This window comes from Vibrio pelagius, from assembly GCF_024347575.1.
In the GTDB taxonomy this organism is placed as follows: domain Bacteria; phylum Pseudomonadota; class Gammaproteobacteria; order Enterobacterales; family Vibrionaceae; genus Vibrio; species Vibrio pelagius.
This window is the reverse complement of the sequence record NZ_AP025504.1, coordinates 999,318-1,024,171: the sequence shown is the minus strand read 5'-3', so window position 1 is coordinate 1,024,171 and position 24,854 is coordinate 999,318. Positions and strand designations below refer to the sequence as shown.

Here is a 24,854-nt window from a genome sequence, read left to right as displayed (position 1 = left end):
CCTGTTAATAACTCGATCACATTTATTATCGAGTAAACAGTAGCTCACCCTAATATCAAATAACATTTCGGCTCATTTTAGCTATTTGATTGTACTAATACGAGAATTTGGATTGCTGTTAATCTTGAATCAACTGTCACCAGTAGCGATCTAAGACAACAACCAGTCTATTTATTTCGCTCCTTAGATACGTGTTATACCAGCATGATTTAAATTTCTTCTAAATATAAATAACAACCTTTTGGATAACTGTGAAATACTATTAATTTAATAACAGGTTTTCTATCACGAATACAATTTCAACAAACTTAGTCAAAGGCTATCATGATACCGGCGACAGCAAGCACTATTGTATTATTTGAGCGAAATGCGCTATTGAGTGTAATTGAGAAATTTGAGATCAGAGAATAGGTTTTGAGACACAAATGAAAACACCTAGAGCAAGATAACTGATTCTCACTCTAGGTGTTAGGGGTCTATTTAATTGACTATTTTTTAGTATTAACAGCCTTAACAAAGACTTCTTGTGCGCCTTCAATGCCCAGTGCTTTGGCCTCATCCAATAAACTCAACGCTTTAGGAAGGTTATCTTCTTTAACTGCCGCTTGAATCGCATTGTGGTAGTAAGTTTGTGTTTCTGGTTGAACAGAGTCTACCTTAGTTCCTACAACTGGTTTTGCATTTGAGCTAGAACTCGAACCAAATGAGAAAAAACTCACTCTATCAAGTGTCACTTCAATCTTACCTACATTCGCATTTGGAACGGGGATATCTTCCATTTCAGGTAAGTAGTTTCCTCGACCTTCTGCATCTAAGCGAGCAGGGTGAATCACGTTAGTAAAGCCACCAAGATCCTCTTGCTCAGTATAAATAACCAAGTAAACAGATTCCGATGTCGTGGGTGGGTAGAAATCGTTTTCCGCGACTAGGCGGTTACCTAAATGTAACCTTGGCTTTGTATACTCAAAACTATCTTTACTATAGCGCTCCAGCTCACGACCGTTCTTGTCATAGATTACAGCATTAGGAACAAACGCTGTGTCTCCGATCATACTGGTAATCTTAATAGAGTATTCACCGCGATCCGCTGGAAGTTCAATAGCTACTACTGGGCTATTGATACCATTGTAATTTAATATTTGGCTTTCGGGTGTTACATCAAAAACTGCTGAACTAGGAAGCTTCATAGGAGCAAATTGAAGACCAGCAATAGAGTGAACTTGATCAGCTTGTGCCACTTGCACTTGCTCGACTACTTGCGCAGATTGGCAACCAGCCAATGCAACGCAACCGCTTAACATAAGAGCTCTAAAATACATAACCCTTCCTTTTTGTTATTTTTTTAAGAAATTTACTAACTTTAATTACCACAAAGAAAACTATTCACCTAGGGAACGATCTACTTAATCGTACATTCCTTAAAAAAATAGCCGACGCGAGCCGGCTATGAATTAGGGCAGTTTAGGATTTGGTTAAGCTATGTGTTTACCACCACGCTTCAGCTTGGATACCGAATACGTACTCTGTATCGTCACCATTAAATGCATCTTTGTCTTCAGTATCTAGGATGTAAGAACCGTATACACGGATTTCAGGACGAGCCCAGAAGCTATCACCCATAGCCCAAGCTTGAGCTACTGTGAATTTAGCGTTACCAAAGTCTTCAGTATCTAACCCCATCAACGGATTATTCTTGTCACTAATGATACGCTCACCAGCATTATAGCCAACCTCAAAGATCGTACGCATTGTGTCATTCCACTTGTACATAGGACGGACAACTACAGAGTATTGGTCAATGTCAAAATTCTTACTGGTGTAATCTCCGTTTGCATCACTACCACCTACATCACTACCAGATAAGTAGGCTACTTGGTGACCCATTTCCCATGATTCGCCTAGGTTCATTACACCCCAGTTAATAGCACGGAAACCAGATGTGTTGTTATAAGCCTCAGTACCACGGGCGTAGTATGTGCCTGCTCCCCAGAAGTTCGCAGCTTGTACACCGTAGCCATTAGTACCGTATTGGAAAATAGTTTGGTGGAAACCATTACTCATACCTTGATGAAGGATTGCAGAAGCCAACACACCATCATCAGCAGATTCACTTTTATCATCCGAGTCAGTCGCAAAGTTATATGCTAGTGCAAACTCAAGAGAAGTATTTTCCCCAAGACTAATATTCGCTAAACGTGCATCAAAGATGTAGCCTGTAGAATCGTCGTGATCACCGTCTTGAATCAGCGCTAAAGATAGTTTTTGGTCACCAAGCGATAAGTTTTCAATACCACCACCAGTACCTGAAGTGTTTAGGTAGTAAAAGTCCGTGATGTGAATATCTTTACGTTGGTAGTAAGTTTTACCAGCCCAAAGTGTTGCTTCTTTATCAGAAGCGATAACACCTTTCGCCTTAACAGCGAACTGCGCCACATTGAAGTCACCATCTTCCCAACCGTTTGAGCCATTGTTGCCCTGCGCAATCATCGACTCTACACGCCACGTTTGCTCACCCGTTTTCAGTTCTTCCGCTAGACCAAATTCATAGTAGTTATCGTTTTCGTTACCTAGACGACCAACACCAGCTTTGTTAACAGAAAGGTCACCATTACCATTGCCACTAATACCAGTACCAGCACGCATGTAACCATTAAAGTCAACAGCGAACGCAGAGCCCGCAGCCAGCGTAGTCGCCACTGCTGCAGCAATCAAACTTACTTTTTTCATTCTTAACTCCATTAAGGACGATTTATTTTAGGTTTTATATTTTTGCTCTCTTGCGACAGCCAAAGGCAGTAATGGCGGACGTAAGATAGAGAGGTTTAGGGTTTCCCCTGATTCGTTTCAACGGGGTCAATACTAAGGGGGGCGCACGAGTTTGACTTCCTCCACCCCTAACTAAATTAAGGGGGATGAGAAGGGAGTAGAAAATTTACAGAATGGTGTTTAAAAGAGTTAGATCACTTAATCTAGGAGGAGTAGACAGTACACAGATCTAATTATTCATATCAAATGAGATCCAGCTCAAATATATTGTTTGAACTTAATCGCTAGATTATTTTTTTAACAATAAATTCTTCTTGAAGTTGCTTGACCTTAAAGAAACAAAGCTTTTTACTAATAGTTCACCAAAGCTGTTTAACGAATAAGAAATCAAGCATGACTAGAACGCTCGGACGCCCATATCCACTCGGTGCAACGCTAGATGACACTGGCTGTAACTTCTCTATTTATTCCCCTGACTGCCCCAATCTCTCACTCGCCCTCTTTGATGAGAATGATGAATTTGTCACTTATAAATTAGAAAGCGAGTACGCCGGCATTAAGTACACCTATATCGAGGGGATCTCTGCAGGTCAAAAGTATGGTTTTATCGTTGATACTGAAGAAGGTTCATTGCTCCTCTCTGATCCTTATGGCAAAGCACTCAGCGAGCCGCTGCATTATCAAACGCCTTATACGCCGGAAAAGAGTTTTGGTATGGCAAAGTGTGTGGTGACTGATGACAGCTTCGATTGGCAAGGCATTCAAGGGCCAAAGATTTCCCGAGAAGAGACGGTTCTATTCGAAACCCACGTCAAAGGCCTCACTAATCTGCATCCAGAAATAGAAAGCAGCAGTAAAGGGCGTTACATGGGGTTGGTCAGCCCTGAAATGCTTAAATTCTACAAAGAACAGAACATCAACTCATTGCAACTTTTACCGGTTGCGGCTTGTATGCACGAACCGCATCTTTTAGACATGGGCAAGGTCAACTATTGGGGCTATAACCCCTACCTGTTCATGGCTCCAGATCCTCGCTACGCAGAACAAGACGCTGTCACTGAGCTTAAAACGGCCATTCGTGAGCTTCATCGCAATGGCATTGAAGTTATTCTGGATGTTGTTTACAACCACACTGCGGAAGGCGGTGAAGGCGGTTGTACTTTCAACCTAAAAGCGCTCGATCATCGTCACTACATTAAGCACGGTTGCCACTACGCAAACTTCACTGGTTGCGGAAATACCGTTGACCTTACCCACCAGGCATCACTTAACTTAGTGATGGATACGCTTCGCTACTGGGTGACTGAATTTAAGGTCGACGGCTTCCGTTTCGACCTTGCTGCAACTTTGGGTCGCCAAGGCGATCAATACAACCCAGAAGCAGCCTTCTTCAAAGCGGTCGCTCAAGACCCAGTATTGAAAGAGACCAAACTGATTGCGGAACCGTGGGATATTGGTCCGAACGGGTATCAGGTTGGAAATTTCCCATTGGGTTGGAATGAGTGTAACGACAAACTGCGAGACATTACCCGCAGCTTCTGGCGTGGTGATCAAGGCTATCTAAAAGAGTTCGCAACACGCCTGATGGGTTCCCGCGATATTTATAGTGCCGCGCACTGGCCTTACAAGCTAACCGTCAACTACATTACTTACCATGACGGCTTCACCATGCAAGATCTTGTCTCTTATAAACATAAGCATAATGAAGAGAATGGCGAAAACAACCGAGACGGCCACGGTGACAATCGCTCGAAGAACTATGGTGTAGAAGGTGAAACCGAAAATGCTTTAGTGATCGCTACTCGCGAGAAGCAGAAGCGCAACTTCATGGCGAGTTTACTGTTTGCCTTTGGTATCCCGCACATTTTAACAGCGGATGTGCTGTCTCATACCCAAAATGGCAACAACAACGCCTACTGCCAAGACAGTGAGACAAGTTGGCTAAACTGGGACCCGAGCGAGCGTAAATCTGACTTTAAACAGTGGCTCTCTGATATGGTATCCGCTCGCCAAGAGTATATGGTGCCATTCATCAGAGCATTTAGTGGCGAACAGCGTAACTCGAATCGAATTTTCTGGAGCCGAGTAGATGGCACGCTAATGGAGCACGATGATTGGAATCGGCTCAGCTCTGTCGCTCTGCATCTAGGGATTGGTGAAGACGGCGACGAAATGATCTACTTGATCAACCAAACCAATGCACCTGCTCGCTTTAAATTGCCAAATGACAGAGAACAAAACTGGGTAACGCTTTGTGATACCAATTCTCACAATGTAAGACCAGGCTCTGCGGACGGCGAAATGCTGCTGTCACCGACTTCGATGGCCATTCTGCACTTTACAGCGCCTAATCAAGCTAAAGATGCGGACACATAGAAAAAACTCAGTAAAAGAATAAGTTATATAAGAGCCAGTTATATTTATAACTGGTTTTTTTATTGGGTAGATATCACAAATCCGATGCTTTTATATGGAATCATTTGCATTGATGTGAGTAAGAAAACTGTTTAGTATGCTGCCACTATAAAAATGAATCTATAACGTCTTTGGATATCATGGCTTTACCTAAAACATTAATTCGTCTTTTCAAACCTTATATCGTTTTACTCACAGGAGGTATGATCTATTTAGCTGCAGCTCAGTTAGAGCGTATGGAAAACTCGGCAAGGGAGCAGTCAGCTTCCAATATCCGAATTGGTAACTCTATTATCCGGTCTAATATTGAGGCCACATTTGGTAAACTTCACCTGCTTGAAGAGAGCTTACAGCAGGTTCAAACCGCTTCAAAAAATGCCTTCATCGAGTTAAGTGAAAACATCCTCAAACGTACACCTAACTTCTCCGACATCGTTTTATATCACCCAGATACCAAACAATATATTTCAAGCCGCGGCTTATCTCTCCCCTCGTCGACACTTAACAACCTGACATGGCACAGAATCGATAGTGTCACTGAAGATTTTTATGTTTCATCCGTCTATCAAAAAACCGGTGGCCGTTGGGTAGTCGCGATTAAACACGCCATTTCAGAACACTCAAAAGAGATCTGGATTGAGTTTGATCTTCTTCATACAACTCAAGGCTTACGTGATCTAAAAACACTCAACAATGGCTATATGTTTGTAATCGACCGCTCCACGGAAAGACTGATATTCCATCCTGACCCAGCGCGAATAGGCACAAAGTCGATCAGTTTCCATGCAGGGATCAGCCACCAGCTATCACAAGGTCAAACTTCTGGACAACATGAGTATTACTACCAAGATCACTTCAAAGTGTCAGTCTACGACGCAGATAACAGCTTAAATTGGGTATTCATTGCCGGTACCGATCGCCAAGACATACTGACGAGCTCGCATCAGTTTACCTTAACCGCGATTGTGCTGAGTTCACTGCTGTTACTTTGGGTCGTGGCCAATTATCTACTTCACAGGCTCCACCTTGCGCTTTCTCTACTCAATCAAGTAGAAGACACCGTTGCTTTTAAGCTTCAGCTTAAATCAATAATCAACAACTTCTGCTACAACAACGGTATTCAGTTTTGTCTTTATGATTCAACCAACTATGTGTTTAGTACTATTGACTACCACGGAAACACGTGCGTTGTGCATAATAATCAATCACTTGCGCAACAACTTCATCCCGACACTCTAATCTACCGCAATGGAAATTATGCTGACTCACTCGCTCGAAGCCTTAAAATCAGTCAACGTCACTACTGTATTCCAATGCACTCGCGAACACAGCTGATCGCCGTACTCTACATCAATAGTACATTCCCTATTAGTCACTCTATTCTACGTATGATCAGAAGCGCAGCTGAAACGTCATTAGCAAACCTTCTGTTGCATCATCAATTAGGTTGCAAAGATCTGATGACTCAGCTCGACAACAAGAACAACTTTAATGCGGCTTTATCTGCTCACCTAAGTGAACCAGATACGTTTGTTGCTCTGCTAGATATTGACCATTTCGAGCACCTGAAGAATGCCTACGGGGAGATGATTGGCGATCGTTTAATTCAGAATACTGCCGAAGCAATTCGCGCCCATTTTCCAAAACCTAAGAGTTTGAGTTTGGCTCGGATTGACGCTAAAGAGTTCGCGATTCTTTTTAAGGCCAACGATGAAAGTGATGCAAGAGCCCAGCTAAACCAGTGCAGAATATCTATTGCATCAAGCATGATTAAGACGCCGGATATTGATATTTCAGCCAGTGTTAGCATCGGATTTTCTTCACTCGAAGGTGAATCGGAACCAGCATTGGCGCTGGCAGAGCAAGCCAAAGTGATAGCCCAACAACTTGGTCGAAACCGCGTCGAAGGCTATTTTAAACCGTTATCACCGACAGACTCAGCTTCCATCGCTGCCGCATAAAGAGATAAAACCGACAAAAGCATCGAACCCACTCTTCGATGCTTTTGTTTTTTCTGAAACCGACTACAATGCCTCTCCGGTCATATCCAACGCAGTCATTCACTCAATCAATAGAAAGAACCTTCTTATGATAAAGCTCAGTCATCGACTTCAATCTATCAGTGACCTCATCACTCAACCCTATGATCACATCTGGGATTGCTGCTGCGATCATGGCCACTTAGGTATACACCTATTGATTGATAAAAAAGCGCCGAATATTCACTTTGTTGATATTGTTCCCAGCCTAATGACCGAGCTGGAAGCAACACTGAGTCAGCATTTTTTCTCAGATAAGCTGAATACCCTAGACAACAAGACTCCTCCACAGTGGCATGTTCACTGTATGGACATGAGTCAGTTACCGCTATCTGATCACAGCGGCAAACATCTGGTTGTGATTGCGGGTGTCGGCGGAGAGCTAACGCAGACGTTAATCAAAGCCGTTATTTCAAATAACCCAAATATCTCCTTTGATTTTCTACTGTGCCCAGTCCATCAACTGTTTGAGCTACGTGAGTATCTCGGGAAAGGTGACTTCTCGATGATCGATGAAAAGCTCGTCGAAGAGAATCGACGCTTCTATGAAATACTGCATGTAACTTATCAACCAGGCACTATCGGGTTAGCAAACACTCACTTACACCAACACAAAGTGTCTCCGATTGGTAACAAGATTTGGTTACCTAACAATAAAAAAGAGCAGCTCGTCATTGAGAGGTACAAGCAGCGTACCTTACAGCACTATCAGCGCATCTCTTTTGGTTTAGAAAAGCAAGGAAAGCCCAATTCTGTGGCTCATATCATTGAGCAATACCAAGCCGTTTAAATATCTAGAACTGCAAATCGAAGACAAAGAAAAAGCCGATTGAAATCAATCGGCTTTCTTGTCTCTGGCATCAATGACGTAGGCTATTGCTTACTGCTATACACGCCATCAAGGTACTGGTCTTTCTCTTCCCAGGTTCCATTTAACCAACCGTGGAAACGACGCTTGAAGACTTTATCTTCAAAGTAGTTGCCGTCTAAATTTTCATCCATTGGGTGTACCTTAATTCGCACCACAATTTTGGTCATCTTGCCTTTGAGCATATCCTCAAATGGTGATTCTTGATTCTCTGGATACGCCAGTGTCACATCAACGACACCATTGAGCATATGGCCCATATTAGAAAGAGCAAACGCCACACCACCCGTTTTTGGCTTTAGTAGATGTTGGTAAGGAGTTTTCACTGTCGCCAGCTTATCAGCATTCACTCGCGTACCTTCCACGAAGTTCACTACAGTCGTCGGGTTGTTTTGAAACTTCTGACAAGATTTCTGAATCGCATTGAAATCATCGTTGCGGCGTTCTGGGTTTTTAAGCAGAAACTCGCGCGAATGCCTTCTCATAAACGGCATATCCAAGCCCCAACACGCCAAGCCCACAAACGGTACATAAAGAAGGTCGTGCTTAAGGAAGAACTTCGGCATTGGCATTCTGTCTTTCATCACCGAGGCTAAAACCACAATATCTGCCCAACTGCGATGATTCGACATCATCAAATACCACTGCTCTTTTGATAATTCCTCACCCCCTTCAATTTGCCAATCGATACGGTTCATCGAAGACAAAATACCGAGATTCACCGTCGCCCAAAGCCAAAATACAGCATCAGACGCACGGTTAGACAATTTTGTTACCGAGGCAACAGGAATGAGCAGTTTAATCAAGGCAAGCAAAGAGATCAGCACCGTTATCACGGCAGTGTTGATAGTCACCAAGGTAACACTGATGACTAAACGGAAGTTATCTAACATATTGGTAAACAGTAACTTAACGAAATTCGGTATAAAACAGGAGCGCATATTATACCTTTTTCACAGCCTCTCTATCTACCGATTGAAATATTTATGACATATTTACCGAGTGGTCATAGCAGTTAGACTTTAGTGAATTTGTCACGCCATTGGGTGGGAGCCAAGTTAAAAGTCGCTTTAAAGTGCTTGCGAAAGACACTCTCAGACCCAAAGCCTGCTTGCTCTGCCACTTGGTGAATTGCGTAGTCGGTGGACTCTAACAATCGCTGACTAAGTTTCAAACGCTGTTGCAGTAACCATTCACCAAACGAACACCCATACGCCGCTTTAAACTGACGGGTAAACGTACGTCGACTCATTGCACACAATGAAGCGACTTCATCTAGGTTGTATGACTTAGTTAGGTTCTGCTCTATCTCCTGAATCACACCTTCAAAGCTAATTGCCTGAGTTGGCTTAGTTTGTATCGGCGTCGGAATGTATTGCTGTTGACCACCAGAGCGATACGGGGCCGTGACCATAATACGCGCAAGTTGAGTCGCGACCTCAGTCCCACATACTTTCCTCACAATATGTAAGCAGCAATCCAACGCAGCTGCGGTACCCGCTGAAGTAATCGTGCTCTCGTTATCAATGAACAGAGGCTGTTCATCGAATTCGACCAAAGGAAAGCGCTCCTTGAACTGCGGACTAAAAGCCCAGTGAGTCGTCGCCTTCTTGCCGTCGAGTAACCCCGCTTCTGCCAACACAAATGCACCCAAGCAGAGCCCGACAATGGTTTTACCTTGCGAATGACACAATATCAGCTCATCAATTAGAGCTTTCGGCACCTGAGGTAAAGAGTTAGGCCAACTCGGCACTACAATAATGTCGCAATCGTGAGCACGCTCAATCCCCTCTTCTATACTGATACCAAAGCCTGATCCCGAAGGAAACTCAGCCCCAGAGACACTGCACAAGCTCACTGAAAACTTGGGTTGCTGCTCAATGAATACATCTTGAAAAACCAAACAGGGCACCGACAAATGAAATGCGCTGATCCCTTCAAACGCGATCACAGCGACTTTTACAGGCTCAGTAGAAGACGAAAGCATAAAAATGACCTCAATAGAACAATGGCCCAATTTGAGCGATAGATTACCTTAAACACAGTATTACACTTTTTCACTCTGCACCATAATTGTTGGACATTAATTCATCGGAGCAAACATCATGAAAATTCATCACCTTCGCAGTGCCACTTTTATAATTGAATCAGGCCAATACCGTATTCTGATTGATCCGATGCTAGGTGAAAAAGGCTCACTGCCTCCGTTCTCTGTACTGCGCTTCAAAGCAGCCAAGAACCCAACCGTAGACTTACCCGCCAATGCAGGGCCATTACTTGATACGGTGACTCACGCTTTAATCACACACAGTCAAACCTTTGGTTTCAAACCCCTACAACATGGTGACCACCTAGACACGGCAGGTGAGGCTTTCTTGGTTAATAACGGTATTGCAGTCGCCACACCAAGCAAAGACAAAGCTTACTTAGAGAAGTATGGGATTACCGTGAGTCACGGTTTAGACAACTGGGTCGAGACCGATTATTTAGAGGGGAAAATCACCGCGGTGCCTGCGCAACATGGTCATGGCTGGATCCATAAAGTGATGGCAAATGGCTGTGGATTCTATTTAGAGCTTCCAAATGAACCCTCAATTTACATCAGTGGTGATACGGTACTGACTGACGACGTGAAGCGTGCGCTAACCGAGCTAAAGCCCGACATTACTGTAGTGGCAACTGGTCAAGCTCAAATGGATGTGGGACAGCCTTTATTGATGCCAACCGATGAAGTGATGGAGTTTATCCTCCTTTCTCCAGGTAAAGTGATCGCCAATCATATGGAAGCGTTGAATCACTGCCCTATCGAACGTTCAACATTAAAGCAGACGCTTGAGCATCATCAATTAGCTGACAAGGTGTTGATTCCTGAAGATGGTGAAACGTTAGAGTTTTAAATACGAGGCATTGACTCAAGATGTCAAAATTTCTGTCTCCAAAAAGAACAAACCCCGCGTAATGCGGGGCTTGCTCTAGGCAGTGTCTGTTTTTTTAGAAGCTGTAAGCAACAGAAGCTTTGAAGTTACGACCTGCTTCGTAGCTGGTGTATTTCTCAGAACCCCAAGAGATACCAAAGCCTGTGTGCTCAGCGTACTTCTTATCAAATAGGTTATCGACAGCAAGGTTAACCGACAGATCCTTAGCAAAATCTGGAACGTAAGCCGCCCAAATGTTGTGAGTACCGAAGCCAGCACGTTCAATCTTCACGCCATCTTCATCTGTGTAATCATTACCCGGAACAAAACGCGCATCCCAACCAAACACTAGCTCGTTCGATAGGCTGTAGTTGAAACCCGCTTTGATGTTATGAATACCAGTCTTGTTCATATGGCTTGTTGTGCCATCTTTTAGACTGGTTTGGTCACCATCAGAGAACGAGTGGTTCGCGTATAGCGCAAAGTCATCAATGCTGTATGTTAATACTGTCTCAACACCCCATACTTCAACATCGTACTGGTTTGCCAGTGTTGTGTTGTTCTTAGTTGGGTGCATCTGATTATCAAGATCATACTGGTAAACGGTGAAACCTAAGATGGCATGATCAGCTGCAAGCAAATCAGACAGATCGTAATCAAAGCCCGCTTCGTAGTTGTTACCTGTCATCGCCTTTGTATCCGCTTGCTTTACATCGCTCGCAGCTTTCATCGTTAGCGTTTCAGGAAGTGCAGCACCTTTAAATAGACGACCGTAACCAACACGTAATCTTAGGTTATCTGTTGTTTGGTGCTCACCTTGGAACTTAGGTGAAAGTTGATCGTACTTACCAGAGAACACACCACCTAGCTCATGGATGTCATAACGCAGACCTGTTACAAAACGGAAATCACTGATTTCAAAAGCGTCTTGCGCATAGATACCGTAAGCAGTAACCGTACCACCATCCATATCGTAGTTCTTAGTCTGTCCAATATTAGTACCAGACGTATACACACCTAAGCCAGAATCAATCCACTGTTTGGCTTTGTAACCTTCAACACCGTAAGTCAACTCATGCTCGCCGATCCATGAGATATTGCGAATATCACCACCAATGGTTGTCACATTGTACTCTCGGTCCGGAATGGATAGGTCACCGCTACTGGTATTAGAAACTACAGCATCACGGTCCATGTACTGACGGTTGTAGTATAGGTCAGTTGTTAGGTTTACAAGATCGCTGCCATTATCGTAATGATGGTTTAAGGTTACAGTGTCACGACTAATTGCGTGATAGTTGTGCTCATCATCTGCGTATAGCGCACCCGCTTTTTCACCTGATAGCTGGCGCTTACCACCATCTTCGTATTTGTTGAATGTCAGCTTAAATTCGTTGGCGTCGTTTGGAATAAAGACCACTTTTGCTAAACCAGACTTTAATTCACCTTGCTTAGAAGTTACATCATCTTCACCAGGGATATGTAAGTCACCATCTTCAGAGTAGTTTGCGATACCCATGAACTGCAGTTTGTCGTTTAGCTTTGCGTAAACCGCCACGTTAGTTGTGAAACGCTCATAAGCCGTTTGGTAGCCAGTCTTGACACGTGCCCCAATCGTTTCATCACCACGTAGTAAGTCACTCGGATCTTTTGTTTCGTAGCTGAATGAGCCGTTAATCGCACCCGCACCAGAAAGTACAGAGTTACCACCTAGGGTGATTTCTGCTGATTTCAGCATTGCAGGATCAAACGTCTGGTCACCTGAGTGATGGAACAGTTGACCTTCTTGGCGAGCGCCATCGATGGTAACAACTGAGAACTTATCCTCCATACCACGGATGAAGACTTTACGAGAGTATCGAGCGTTACCATCTACCGTTACACTCGGCATGGTATTCAGAACATCTTTAATATCTGACGCTTGTTTCTGTTCCAGAGTATCAGAGTTGATCTCCGTTTGAACGTGTTGATCTAGGGCAGAGCCAACAACAACAACGGTTTCATCGGCAGCTTGGGCAGCAAAAGTAGTAAGTGCAACGGTAATCGCTGCAGAGAGTGACTTCAGTTTCATAATGGTACTTATATTTTATAAACAACAACAAGAACGGTGCATAATACACGATGAAAATGATAATTCATCTCATTTACATTCTTTACTTTTCTATGCTTTATTTTAATAAAGTACCGATGTATTATTCACAAATGTTCACTGAACTCTTGTTTTTTGAACTGAATATTTCAAAAACCCTAGGAATAGGTAGCCGCCAGCCCACTTCTGGCGGCTTTTAAATCAAAAACATCTCCAAGCGACAATATTAATTAAATATCCACCCAAAAACTTATTCATAAAAAGAATCAAAAAAACAGCTCGCAAAGAGACTCAAAAAGCGCATGCTATAAAGCCTTCACTCAGATCCATTCTTCAGGCTCCAAGCAAATCAATTTAATTAAAAAAACACCCATACGGTCATAATGACACATAAAAAACCAGTCAATATGACATCAAAAGTGAGATAATTGGTTTTCAGATCTTATTTGATAACAATTCTCATTCTTGGCATGTAATCTGCTACTCTCATATGAGAATCTTTGATTATGCTTAGAGGATCTTATAGGAGAACAAAACGATGACAGAACTTCCACATGGCTTAGTCGCAGGGAAAGTCGTTAACCGAACTGATTGGAACCATCAACTTTTCTCAATTGAAGTGAAAGCGCCTATATCGCCCTATTTAGCAGGCCAGTTTACCAAGCTGGGGCTCGAAAACGATCAAGGAGAGCTAGTTAGACGCGCCTACTCAATGGTGAATGCGCCTTCACATACTAAGGGCCATCAACATTTAGAGTTTCTGATAGTGAAAGACTCTGACGGACAACTGTCTCCGAGACTCCACCAGCTCCAACAAGGTGATGAGGTGTTTGTTGGACGAAGTCCTAGTGGATTTATGACACTCGAAGAGATCCCTTCGACCGCTCAAGATCTATGGATGTTGTCAACAGGTACAGCAATTGGCCCCTTTCTATCGCTTTTAGAACAGCTTCAACAACAAGAGACACCTCTACCGTTTGAGCACCTTATCCTCGTTCACGCAGTAAGAACGAAAGCTGATCTTACTTATCAAGAGCGCATCCAAACATTCATCCAACACTTTCAAGGAGCACTTCATTATGTGCCAATTATTTCACGAGAATCCGTTGCCGGAACTTTGCGCGGACGAATCCCAAGTCTGTTACTTGGAGGCGACCTTGAGCAAGCCACGTCTGTCACTATCGATAAAGAGCGTAGTTTCTTCTACCTTTGCGGCAATCCAGAAATGGTTCGCGACACCAGTGCAGCCTTAAATCAGCTCGGATTAGAAAAGCACCTACGTCGTAAACCCGGTCAATTCAGTAGCGAAAATTACTGGTAACCAGAAATCGCGTCTTAAAACGCAATAGCTATGAACATACTCTATGACCCATTTACGCATACCAAGCCACTGAGCGATTGAACGATCTAAATAAGGAGACCAAGAAGAGATTCAATACTCGAAAATAACAATGCTCTCTTAAGGTCTCCACTAGCAAGCAGCATACATAATCGACCAATAACCATAATAAAAACAATGGTTAATCATGATAGACAACACATCTAAAGTGGCGCACACTGCGTGAAATGGTTATTTTGATAGTTATTATTGATGTTTAAGGTAAGAGAGGAAGCCATGCTCAACATTGCTTTTTTTAGCTCAAAATCATACGACGAGAAGTCATTCACACTGGCAAAGGGTGAACTCAAGGCTGAGTTTCATTTTCACGATTTTCGTTTAACAACCAAGACAGCAAAAATGGCTCACCATTGTGAAGTCGTATGCGCTTTTGTAAACGATGACTTGTCTCGCCAAGTGTTGCAAGTACTGGCCGAAGGTGGCACTAAGCTGATCGCCATGCGTTGTGCCGGGTTCGACAAAGTTGACCTAGAGGCAGCAAAAGATCTTGGACTTCAGGTTGTTCGCGTTCCTGCTTACTCACCAGAATCCGTGGCTGAGCACACCGTCGGCATGATGATGTGTCTAAACCGAAAACTGCATAAGGCGTATCAGCGTACTCGTGACGCGAACTTCTCTCTCGAGGGTTTGGTTGGTTTCAACTTTTACGGTAAAACCGTCGGTGTCATCGGCTCAGGTAAGATTGGCCTCGCGACCATGCGTATCCTAAAAGGCTTGGGAATGAACATTCTATGTTACGACCCATACCCTAACCCACTTGCTGAAGAGCTGGGTGCAAGATATGTTGAGCTCGATGAGCTATACCAACACTCAGACGTGATTTCTCTGCACTGTCCAATGAGCAAAGAGAACTATCACCTACTTGATGCGAAAGCCTTCAGTAAAATGAAAGATGGCGTAATGATCGTGAATACCAGTCGTGGCGAACTGCTGGATTCTACAGCCGCGATTGAAGCTCTAAAACAGAGCAAGATTGGCGCACTAGGCCTTGATGTGTATGACAACGAGAAAGAGCTGTTCTTCCAAGATAAGTCTAATGATGTGATTGTCGACGACGTGTTCCGCCGTTTGTCCGCGTGTCATAACGTGCTATTCACTGGACACCAAGCGTTTCTGACCAAAGATGCCCTATCGAACATTGCCAACACCACACTTGGCAGCATTACGGATTACTTCAACCATGAGAAGAGTGGCAATGAGCTTGTCGAACTCTAATCGATAGAGCTATGCCCTATTTACCACGAGCCCACCCAAAGGCTCGTGGTGCATTAAAATGGTCTAAATACAAAAATGGCAGTTTTCTGTATCCAAACCATGCATTCCATTTCTAATCGCTAAATGTTCATTACCCGCATCGATACCCATTTGGTAACCCTCACTCAACAAAGATTGATCCATAGTTAGCCTTTTTACTGCAAAATTCTCTGGTGGCGCGATCACTTTGATCTTGGCATCCTTCGGTGGGTTACGAATAAACTCTAGCGACTGGTTATAGTTTTCAGCACGTACCGCCATCGATTCTGCAATATTGGGGTACTTTGAAAGTAGCTTTTTGATCACCCACTGATATTTCTGTGGCTTCATCTGATAGCTCAATGGATGCGATAAGATCACCGTAATATCACGCGCACCGCGACGATAAGCTTCTCGAACGGGAATAGAATCTGCCACACCACCATCGGTATAACAACCACCTGAAAAGCACGGTGTTTCTCGATACGCAATAGGCAGAGCGGTGGTCGCCTCTACGACATTGGATAGATTTTCTGGCTTCAGCTGATAGTAATTTGCGTTGCCTGTTTCAACATTAGTCACAGCAGCGTAAAATGGGGTCTCACCAAACAAACGGCTGTAATCTAATGGGTAACGCACGTTAGACTCTTCCCACAACCATTTCACGTCAACCAAATTTCCCCCTTTGGCAAAACGCGCTGGGTTAAAAAAGGCTTTGTCTGTCGCCATGGTGGTGATCACATCTAGGCTACGACGAGGCGCATTAGAGAGGTAGCCGATTAAATTAGAAACACCGGCTGACACACCAACTGCAAAATCATACGGCTTAAACTCTTCCGCCATGAATGCATCTAATACACCCGCTGCGAAAATCCCACGCATTGCCCCGCCTTCTACAATCAGTGCTTTCTTACCCATTTTTCTACTCTATTTGCTGATCTAAAACCGATAGAAGTAATAGTAAAGCTCGCTAGCCTCAAATGATAATGGGATAAATTTATAGATTTGATAGGCAAAATCTATCGCCTAAAACGCCGCTGGCGAGATCATCAGCGGCAACAAAGACTTAGAGAAGCTCGCTTGGTGAGTTTAGCTAAAGATCTTAGACCCGACTTTTAGCGTCGCTGCTATGTTTCGTGCGGTTCGAGTTAAATTAACTTCTGCCTCTCCCAACACTTGCTCTAGAAGCTGAGGAGAGCGCACAGTACCGAAAAGTGCTCCTATCGCCGAGTAGAGTTCATCAACTTCAGTGCCCAGCGATCCAGCGATTCCTATCGTTGGAATACCCTGTTTTTGTGCTCGCTGCGCAATACCGAAAGGGGTTTTGCCCTGCAGGGTTTGATTGTCCATCTGCCCTTCTCCAGTCACAACCAGTGAAGCGCCTTTAAGGACCTCGTCAGCATTAAGCGTATCGAGCACCATCTCAATACCTGGCTTTAACTGCATTGAAAACAGCAAGCTCAATCCCATTGGCGTGCCACCCGCAGCCCCATAGCCTGATATTTCTAAAGTGTCGCTTTTGGCAATGCTAGAGTGTTGTTGCATTGAAACGGTCGCAAAGTGATAAAGAGCCGAATCTAACGCTTGTACTTGTTCAGACGATGCCCCTTTCTGTGGCCCAAAGATATGACTCGCACCATTTTCACCGCAAAGTGGATTTGCAACATCACAGGCAACTGTCAGGTCAATATTACACAAGCGCTCATCTAATCCTGAAAGGTCGATCGTCGTTAGTTGAGACAGAGCAAATCCACCTAACGCGATCTCCTTACCTTGGTCATCAAGCAGTTTCCCTCCTAGTGCCTGAACAATACCTGCACCGCCATCATTGGTCGCACTGCCGCCTAAACCAAGTATGATCGCCTCTGCACCTTGCTCTATCGCCTCAAGCATTAATTGCCCAGTACCAAACGACGTCGCTAGCATCGGGTTACGCTTTTCTGGAGCGACCAAATCCAAACCGGACGCTGCGGCAATCTCAATAAGAGCAGTACGCTTTGGATTGGTGTGCGAAGGCTCTAACATTGCCCATTGTGCGGCAACGCTATCACCAAGTGGCCCCATGACTTCAGAGGTGTACTTGTTCCCCGACAATCCCTGAAGTAACACATCGACAGTGCCTTCTCCGCCATCGGCGAGAGGAAGTGCGACATACTCTGCATCCGGAAATACTTCTCGAAATCCGTTTTCAATACATTTCGCCACAGAAGCAGCGTCTAATGACTCTTTGAATGAGTCGGGTGCGATAACTATTTTCATAATTCGTAGATCCAATAAGCCCCTATGAGTGATCGATAATCCAATCAAACGATAGGGGCAGTATAACCAGAGATGCGGTGTTAGCTTGCTGCTGCAGCTTTTACTTGTGACTTCTCTTTAGATTTTAACCACACCATAATCGCGCCAAGTACAGCAATTGGTACTAATGGGTCGATCATCGTGCCGCCCTTACCAAACACTAAGTTCAAAATCATGATGATAGATGCACCAATTGCCCAAGCAATCGTTGATGAAACTGACCAGATCTTGATTTGATCAGTTAACTCAGTGATACCCAAAGTTCGGTTAATGATATGGAAGTAAGAGTCATTTAGGTGTGAGAAGCCAACCGGGCCAACCGCGCATGCCAGTGCTACGAAAACAGGGTCAAGACCAAGTGTTTCAACCAATGGCAGTGTCATCGTGGCTGCTACCATCATTGATGCCGTTGCTGAACCTTGGATCAAACGAAGCATTGAGGCAATCGCTAGTGGTACCAATAATGGTGGTATGCCACTGCTTGCGATAACGTCAGCGACCTGTGGGCCAGCACCTGATGCTTTAAGAACTGCACCCATAGCACCACCACAACCCGTCACAACAAGGATTAGACCCGTAGTAGAGAGTGCGTCGTCCATTGAACCCACCATGTCTTTGCGTTCAATTTTCATTGTTAGGCCATAAAGCGCCATAAGCACGCCAATACCCACTGCAACGACAGGATTACCTAACAGTGATAGAACAGTATGCAACGCGGTGTCACCTTTACCCACTAGTGTATTAATGAGGATAAGTACGATAGGAATCAGTATAGGGCCGAAAGATAAGAAGTTGCTTGGAAGCTGTTTGTCATCTGTCGCCTCAACTTTTTCTAAGTTCGCCCAATCGGCTTGGTTAGTGATCCATGTTTCACCATTTGGCACACGGTAGTATTCGTTACCTACGCGGCGGATGTAGATCATCGACAATAGCATCATAGGGATTGAAACCATTAAGCCCCACAACATATATTGACCAAGGTCGACACCTAGAATTCCTGCGACAGCAACCGGACCTGGTGTAGGTGGCACAAGAGCGTGAGTAATAAGTAGACCAAGTGCTAATGTAACACCTAGACCAACGGCAGATTTACCTGTGTCTCGTGAAATTGCGCGAACAAGAGAGTGTAAAATAACGTACGCAGAATCACAGAAAACTGGAATCGCCACTAGCACACCAGTGAAGCCAAGTGCGAGATCTTCTCGACCTTTACCACACAGCTTAACGAAGGTTTTCGCCATACGAACCGCCGCACCAGAGCGTTCAAAACACGCGCCCATGATCACGCCAAACGCGATGATGAGGCCGATACCGCCAAGCACGCCGCCAAAGCCTGCTTTGATTGCATCAATTAATTCAGTTGGTGCCATTCCTGCGAATAGCCCCATGATAATGCTTGAAATAACCATTGCGAGTGCTACTGGAATACGCGTTTTAATGATCATTCCCATCATGGCAATAATACCAATCACAATGCCTATCAATGCTCCGTCCATTTTTAATTTCCTTTTGTTTCTTATTTTGTAGGGAAGTACTGCGGGCAGTTCGGTCTACCCACAGTGCTTTCTATGCAAGCGATTTATTCTTTGTTAAATCGTCGAATTATTTATTCTGTTAATCGGTTCTTGGTTGAAGTGACTGATTAGAGATACGGCTTGACCCAACCGAGACCTTGTTCTGTTGTGTTTCTTGGGTTGTACTCACAACCAATCCAACCTTGGTAACCGGAGTTATCCAAAACAGTGAAAAGGTGCGGGTAGTTAATCTCACCTTCTGACGGTTCGTGTCGTTCAGGTACTGATGCGATTTGAATATGACCGGTATATGGCGCGACATCGTGAATCAATGTACTTAAGTCACCATCCATAATTTGCGCGTGGTATAAGTCGAGCTGCAATTTCACGTTTGGACGATCCACTTGCTTGATAAGCTCTACGGTTTCACGTTGATGCGCGACAAAGTAGTTCGGCACATCGCGATTGTTCAGCGGTTCAATCATCAGCTCGATGCCCTGCTCTGCAAATTTGTCAGCTGCATAGCGAATGTTCGAGATGAAGGTATCAATGTGCTGTTCACGACTGAAACGCGCATCAACAATGCCAGACATGGCGTGAACCTTTTTGCAGTTCAGCGCGTTGGCATACATCAGCGCAGTTTCGACGCTCGCTTTGAACTCTTCTTCACGGCCTGGGATAGCCGCAAAGCCACGCTCCCCCGCATCCCAATCGCCTGGAGGCATATTGAACAGTGCTTGTTCAAAGCCAAACTGCTCCATCTGGTTTGCGAGCTCATGAGCTTCGAATGGGTATGGGAAAAGGTATTCCACCGCTTTGAAGCCAGCTTGGTGCGCTTTCTCGAAACGCTCTAAAAACGGAACTTCTGTGAATAGCATGGTCAGGTTTGCCGCGAACTTAGCCATTATTTACCTCTCCCTTTTAGGTCTTGAACCTCAGCATCCGTTAGGTAACGGATGTTGCTGTCTTTCAGAATGAACGCCAGTTTTGCTGTCTCTTCCAACTCTTCAGCGTTATCGACTGCATCTTCAAAATCAGTCCCTGTGATTACTGGACCATGGTTCGCCAGCAAGAAAGCGCGATAATCCCCTGCTCGCTGTGCAAGCTCTTCTGCGATTTGCGGATCACCCGGACGCAGATAAGGAATCACTGGTAGTTCGCCAATGCGCATTACAAAGTAAGGTGTGAAGGCTTTGATAGCACTCTCCCGATCTAAACCATCTAGGCAAGAGAGCGCTGTCAGGTAAGTCGAATGCAGATGCACAATCGCATTGCATTCTGAGTTATTGCGATAAATAGCTAGGTGGAAAGCCACCTCTTTTGATGGTTTTTTACCTGAGATATGATTGCCATCAATATCCACGACCGAAAGCTCTTCAGCAACCAAACGACCAAACGATGAGCCGGTTGGCGTTGCCAGAAAGTGACCATTTGGCAGTTTCAGAGAAAGGTTACCTGCACCGCCTGTTGCATAACCACGTTCAAACATCGAACGAGCCAGGGTAACCATTTGCTCACGCAGTTGTTGCTCTGTCATAACATTAATACTCATCACAGCCTCACTTATACAAAGTACGATTGAGCTTTAGCAAAAAAGTCTTCATCGCCAAAGTTGCCCGATTTAAGAGCAAGTGAAAGCTCACCTTCCACCGACTTAACCCATGGCACACCCGGTGCGATTTGAGGACCAATATGGAAGCCTTTCACGGATAGACTTTGAGTAACCACACCGGAGGTTTCACCACCAGCCACAATGAAGTTTTTCACCCCGTGCTGCTGAAGTTTGATGGCTAGGTGGCTAAAGAATTGCTCGACCGCATGGCTCGATGCCTGCGCGCCGAATTCTCGTTGGATAGCTTTTAGTGCTGTTGCATCAGCAGTTGCGTAAACCAGTGGCGCAAACTCGCTTTCAATGTTTGTCATCACCCAATCAAGCACTTGGTTTGAATAAGTTTCATCCGTCAGACACGCTTTCACATCAATCGTGAAATGCGGCGCTTTTTCTTTGTAAACCGCAACCTGTTGGTTCGTCATCACTGAACAAGAACCAGAGAACACGACCGTCGGCGCTTTTGCAGGATTACCTGCTTGCTTCGCATCGCTTTGGTCTTCTAGATGTTCAACCCAGTTCTTCGCAATGCCTGCCGCCAGACCTGAACCACCAGTGACCAATTTTAGCGATTTCGCTGCTTGGCCTAGTGTGACAAGGTGCTCTGCATTAAATGCGTCAACCACTGCGTAGCGATTACCTTGTACTTTTAGCTCTTTGAAGCGCTCAGTGACCGCTTGTGAGCCTTGCTCAATCACTTGGAAATTCACCAAACCTGAGGTGCCTTGAGATTGAGCATCCATCATGCGAACAAGGCTTGAATCCGTCATCGGCGTCACTGGGTGGTTACGCATGCCTGAATCGCTCAGTAGGTCTTGGAATACAAACAGGTGGCCGTTGTAAACCGTGCGACCATTCACCGGCAGTGCAGGGCATACCATGGTGAAGTCTTCACCTAATTCAGCAAGTAGTGCATCCGTTACAGGACCAATGTTGCCTTCTGCTGTGCTATCGAACGTTGAGCAATACTTGAAGTAAAACTGCTGACAGCCGTTTGCTTGAAGCCACTTCAGTGCTGCGACTGAATCCTCGATTGCTTCCTCAACAGGGCAAGAGCGAGACTTGAGACTGATCACGACCGCGTCTGCGTTAACTTCAATCTCTTCTTTTGGAATACCGTTAAGCTGAACTGTGCGCATGCCGTTTTCTACTAGAAAACCGGCAATGTCGGTCGCGCCAGTAAAGTCGTCTGCGATAACGCCTAATAACATAATTTATTCTCCGATGTTCCTGCTCTTATTTCAGTTTGCTTTCCACACCTGGAAGCTCGATGCCATCAAAGATCTTGATAACAGCGCTATCATCTTCCTGACCAAAACCTGCATTGCTTGCACTTACAAACATGTTGAGCGCTGCACTTGATAGAGGAAGTGGGAATTTCAGATCTTTAGCTGTATCCGATACGAGATTTAGATCTTTCACAAAGATATCGACCATAGACTTTGGTGAGTAGTCACCATCTACGACATGCTTCATGCGGTTCTCAAACATCCAAGAGTTACCCGCTGCGTTGGTTACCACGTCGTACATCATATCAAGAGGGATGTTTGCACGTGCCGCCAGTGCCATCGCTTCCGCACCTGCTGCGATATGAACGCCCGCTAGCAATTGGTGGATAATTTTCACCGTTGCACCAAGGCCAATCGCTTCACCGATGTTGTAAACCTTAGCGGCAGTTGCGTTCAGTACTGGTTCAAGTACATCAAACGTACTTTGCGCGCCAGACGCCATGATGGTCATCTCACCTGCTTCCGCTTTCACTGCACCACCAGAAACCGGTGCATCTAGCATGACGAGATTGTGCTCTGCTAGCTTCGCTTCGATTTGTTTTGCATCTTCAGCTGAGATAGTTGCAGAAACCATGACTGGCGTATTTGCCTTGAGCGCCGCAGCGAGACCCGTTTTGAACAACACTGTGTTAACTTGAGTTGCATTCACAACAAGAACAAGAACCGAATCTAGCTGGCCTGCGAACTCAACTGCATTGGTAGAAACTGCTTTCGCACCAAATGAACCCAGCTCTTCAAGAGCTTGCGGGTTAAGGTCGAAACCATATACATCAAGGCCTGCACGCACACATGATTTTGCCGCGCCCATACCCATGGAACCTAAACCGATAACACCGACAGATCGAACTTCATTCATAACAACAATGCCTTCTTGGAAAAAATGAGTAGATTTTGTTAATTCTTGTTTATGTTTGTGATTATATGTGAAGGTGGTACTTCCTACTTAGTGATAAGTCACACTTTTAACAAAAATTAACACCTATTTGCTGATTCATCCCTTTTGATGCACAAAATCTAGACTCCAAACGTCAAACCACATAGCTATGTCCACATTCAGAACACAAATTCACATATATTCACAAACCCAGCAAAGATTGATAGAATATTTGAAAAACAAAGACATAGAAGAAAATCCATGATTCCAGCAGAACGCCAACGCACTATTTTATCGCTCTTATCACATCAAGAAGTGATCAGCATTTCTGAATTAACAGAACACCTTGGTGTTTCACACATGACAATTCGACGAGATATCGTAAAGTTGGAGTCTTCAGGAAAAGTTATTTCTGTGTCTGGTGGTGTTCAACTTGCACAAGCTCTTCACAGTGAACTTTCACACGATGCAAAAGCTGAACAACAAGCGCTAGAGAAAATACAGATAGGTAAGGTAGCGGCTAGCTTGATCTCATCGGAAGCCACCATTTACTTAGATGCAGGAACAACGTCGCTAGAAATTGCTCATCAATTAGCAGGTCGAAACGATCTGTTGATCATTACAAATGATTTTTCAATCGCGGCTTACTTAATGAATCACACCCGTTGTGACATCTACCATACAGGTGGCAAAATCGATCGTGAAAACCAATCGAGCGTAGGAGGGAAAGTTGCAGAGTTTCTCAACGGAGTAAACATCGATGTGGCCTTCATCTCTTCCTCATCTTGGAACCTAAAAGGGCTATCCACCCCCAATGAGAATAAAGTTTCGGTCAAACAAGCCATAGTGCGCGCGGCACAAACTAACTACTTAATATCAGATTCAACCAAGTATGGTCGAGTCGCAAGCTTCCACGCACTCGATCTAGAAGAACTCAACGGAATTATTACCGATAGCAATCTATCTGCGAGCGTAATCGAAGAGTTAAACGATAAAGGTATTGAAGTTATTTACTGATTGAATCACTCGCATTAAGGGCTGGGGTACTCTTCTAGCCCCTTCGAAGCACCTTCACGATACGAGTCGCAAAGAAGGTCACTAAGCTAGCAACATAGGTCATGGATATCCATAATCCGATATTAATCAGCTGAGTCTCAAATTCCACTTACCTTGGTGGTCACGTTCGCAGTTTTCTTGAGTGTCGTAACTTATGTGCTTATCCGCATTCTTTAGTTTAATCCCAACCTGATTGAATGCATTTTGAATGACCGTAGCGACTTCCTGTTGGCCTCCACTCTCTAAGAAATGGGTTCTGTCTTGATTGGTATCGAATACACCAACAATTTTCAGGCTCTGGGGAAAAGAAGAGAAGTTGACCGTATGAGTCACCCACAGAAAACCATCGTAGCCTTTCAACGTATCTTCACAAACGTCGGTGAGTACGTCTCTGATTTGGTTGTCAATTTTCTTATCCGATTTGCGCATGAAGAGCACTTCCTATTTAACACCTTGAAATATAAGGTTTTTAAAACTAAAATTTGTTAAG

20 protein-coding genes are annotated in these 24,854 nt (G+C 44.4%); 7 read left to right on the top strand and 13 right to left on the bottom strand.

What is annotated here, in order from left to right:
- Positions 1–488: 488 nt before the first annotated feature.
- The gene (locus vsple_RS18740; protein WP_261883391.1) at positions 489–1,319 is read right to left on the bottom strand and encodes a MalM family protein; all 831 of its coding nucleotides are present in this window, start codon (positions 1,317–1,319) and stop codon (positions 489–491) included.
- Positions 1,320–1,485: 166 nt separating this feature from the next.
- On the bottom strand, positions 1,486–2,727 hold the full coding sequence (gene lamB / locus vsple_RS18735; protein ID WP_261883390.1) for a maltoporin LamB: 1,242 nt from the start codon (positions 2,725–2,727) through the stop codon (positions 1,486–1,488).
- A 432-nt stretch (positions 2,728–3,159) separates the two neighbouring features.
- Here lamB and glgX point away from each other — a divergent pair, with 432 nt between their 5' ends.
- From glgX to vsple_RS18720, 3 genes are all read left to right on the top strand, one after another.
- The gene (gene glgX / locus vsple_RS18730) at positions 3,160–5,142 is read left to right on the top strand and encodes a glycogen debranching protein GlgX (RefSeq protein WP_261883389.1); all 1,983 of its coding nucleotides are present in this window, start codon (positions 3,160–3,162) and stop codon (positions 5,140–5,142) included.
- 242 nt (positions 5,143–5,384) lie between these two features.
- Entirely contained in the window at positions 5,385–7,142 is a 1,758-nt protein-coding gene (locus tag vsple_RS18725) for a sensor domain-containing diguanylate cyclase (RefSeq protein WP_261884017.1), read from the top strand.
- Between the two features lie 130 nt (positions 7,143–7,272).
- Positions 7,273–8,010, top strand: a complete 738-nt coding sequence (locus vsple_RS18720; RefSeq protein ID WP_261884016.1) for a tRNA (adenine(22)-N(1))-methyltransferase — start codon at positions 7,273–7,275, stop codon at positions 8,008–8,010.
- An 83-nt stretch (positions 8,011–8,093) separates the two neighbouring features.
- On the opposite strand, the gene vsple_RS18715 is transcribed toward vsple_RS18720, so the two are convergent.
- Both vsple_RS18715 and vsple_RS18710 read right to left on the bottom strand, forming a co-directional pair.
- Positions 8,094–8,981, bottom strand: a complete 888-nt coding sequence (locus tag vsple_RS18715; protein WP_261884015.1) for an acyltransferase — start codon at positions 8,979–8,981, stop codon at positions 8,094–8,096.
- 122 nt (positions 8,982–9,103) lie between these two features.
- A complete protein-coding gene (locus vsple_RS18710; protein WP_261883388.1) occupies positions 9,104–10,075 on the bottom strand; it encodes a GlxA family transcriptional regulator in 972 nt (323 codons plus the stop codon).
- A 118-nt stretch (positions 10,076–10,193) separates the two neighbouring features.
- Between vsple_RS18710 and vsple_RS18705 the strand changes: the two genes are divergently transcribed.
- Positions 10,194–10,985 carry an MBL fold metallo-hydrolase gene (locus tag vsple_RS18705; protein WP_261883387.1) on the top strand — a complete coding sequence of 264 codons (792 nt, stop codon included), beginning with the start codon at positions 10,194–10,196 and terminating at the stop codon, positions 10,983–10,985.
- Positions 10,986–11,079: 94 nt separating this feature from the next.
- On the opposite strand, the gene vsple_RS18700 is transcribed toward vsple_RS18705, so the two are convergent.
- Positions 11,080–13,074, bottom strand: coding sequence for a TonB-dependent receptor (locus vsple_RS18700; RefSeq protein WP_261883386.1), 1,995 nt, complete (start codon positions 13,072–13,074; stop codon positions 11,080–11,082).
- A gap of 556 nt (positions 13,075–13,630) precedes the next feature.
- Here vsple_RS18700 and vsple_RS18695 point away from each other — a divergent pair.
- Both vsple_RS18695 and vsple_RS18690 read left to right on the top strand, forming a co-directional pair.
- Positions 13,631–14,413 carry a ferredoxin--NADP reductase gene (locus vsple_RS18695; protein WP_261883385.1) on the top strand — a complete coding sequence of 261 codons (783 nt, stop codon included), beginning with the start codon at positions 13,631–13,633 and terminating at the stop codon, positions 14,411–14,413.
- A gap of 294 nt (positions 14,414–14,707) precedes the next feature.
- On the top strand, positions 14,708–15,706 hold the full coding sequence (locus vsple_RS18690; protein ID WP_261883384.1) for a 2-hydroxyacid dehydrogenase: 999 nt from the start codon (positions 14,708–14,710) through the stop codon (positions 15,704–15,706).
- Positions 15,707–15,769: 63 nt separating this feature from the next.
- On the opposite strand, the gene vsple_RS18685 is transcribed toward vsple_RS18690, so the two are convergent.
- The 7 genes from vsple_RS18685 to ltnD form a co-directional block, all read right to left on the bottom strand.
- A complete protein-coding gene (locus vsple_RS18685) occupies positions 15,770–16,642 on the bottom strand; it encodes a patatin-like phospholipase family protein (RefSeq protein WP_261883383.1) in 873 nt (290 codons plus the stop codon).
- Positions 16,643–16,813: 171 nt separating this feature from the next.
- A complete protein-coding gene (locus vsple_RS18680) occupies positions 16,814–17,983 on the bottom strand; it encodes a glycerate kinase (protein ID WP_261883382.1) in 1,170 nt (389 codons plus the stop codon).
- 80 nt (positions 17,984–18,063) lie between these two features.
- A complete protein-coding gene (locus vsple_RS18675) occupies positions 18,064–19,518 on the bottom strand; it encodes a GntP family permease (protein ID WP_261883381.1) in 1,455 nt (484 codons plus the stop codon).
- 146 nt (positions 19,519–19,664) lie between these two features.
- The gene (gene otnI / locus vsple_RS18670) at positions 19,665–20,441 is read right to left on the bottom strand and encodes a 2-oxo-tetronate isomerase (RefSeq protein ID WP_261883380.1); all 777 of its coding nucleotides are present in this window, start codon (positions 20,439–20,441) and stop codon (positions 19,665–19,667) included.
- Complete coding sequence (gene otnC / locus vsple_RS18665) at positions 20,441–21,088, bottom strand: 3-oxo-tetronate 4-phosphate decarboxylase (RefSeq protein WP_261883379.1); 648 nt, start codon at positions 21,086–21,088, stop codon at positions 20,441–20,443. The genes otnI and otnC overlap by 1 nt, the downstream gene beginning before the upstream one ends.
- Before the next feature lie 11 nt (positions 21,089–21,099).
- Positions 21,100–22,356 (bottom strand): 3-oxo-tetronate kinase, encoded by a 1,257-nt coding sequence (otnK, locus tag vsple_RS18660; RefSeq protein WP_261883378.1) that lies wholly within the window; start codon positions 22,354–22,356, stop codon positions 21,100–21,102.
- A gap of 25 nt (positions 22,357–22,381) precedes the next feature.
- The gene (gene ltnD, locus vsple_RS18655; RefSeq protein ID WP_261883377.1) at positions 22,382–23,290 is read right to left on the bottom strand and encodes an L-threonate dehydrogenase; all 909 of its coding nucleotides are present in this window, start codon (positions 23,288–23,290) and stop codon (positions 22,382–22,384) included.
- A gap of 279 nt (positions 23,291–23,569) precedes the next feature.
- Here ltnD and vsple_RS18650 point away from each other — a divergent pair, with 279 nt between their 5' ends.
- On the top strand, positions 23,570–24,325 hold the full coding sequence (locus vsple_RS18650) for a DeoR/GlpR family DNA-binding transcription regulator (protein ID WP_261883376.1): 756 nt from the start codon (positions 23,570–23,572) through the stop codon (positions 24,323–24,325).
- Positions 24,326–24,451: 126 nt separating this feature from the next.
- Here the strand turns inward: vsple_RS18650 and vsple_RS18645 are convergent, their stop codons facing one another.
- Positions 24,452–24,793: a Fis family transcriptional regulator gene (locus vsple_RS18645; RefSeq protein ID WP_261883375.1), complete on the bottom strand. Its 342-nt coding sequence runs from the start codon at positions 24,791–24,793 to the stop codon at positions 24,452–24,454.
- Between the last annotated feature and the right edge of the window lie 61 nt (positions 24,794–24,854).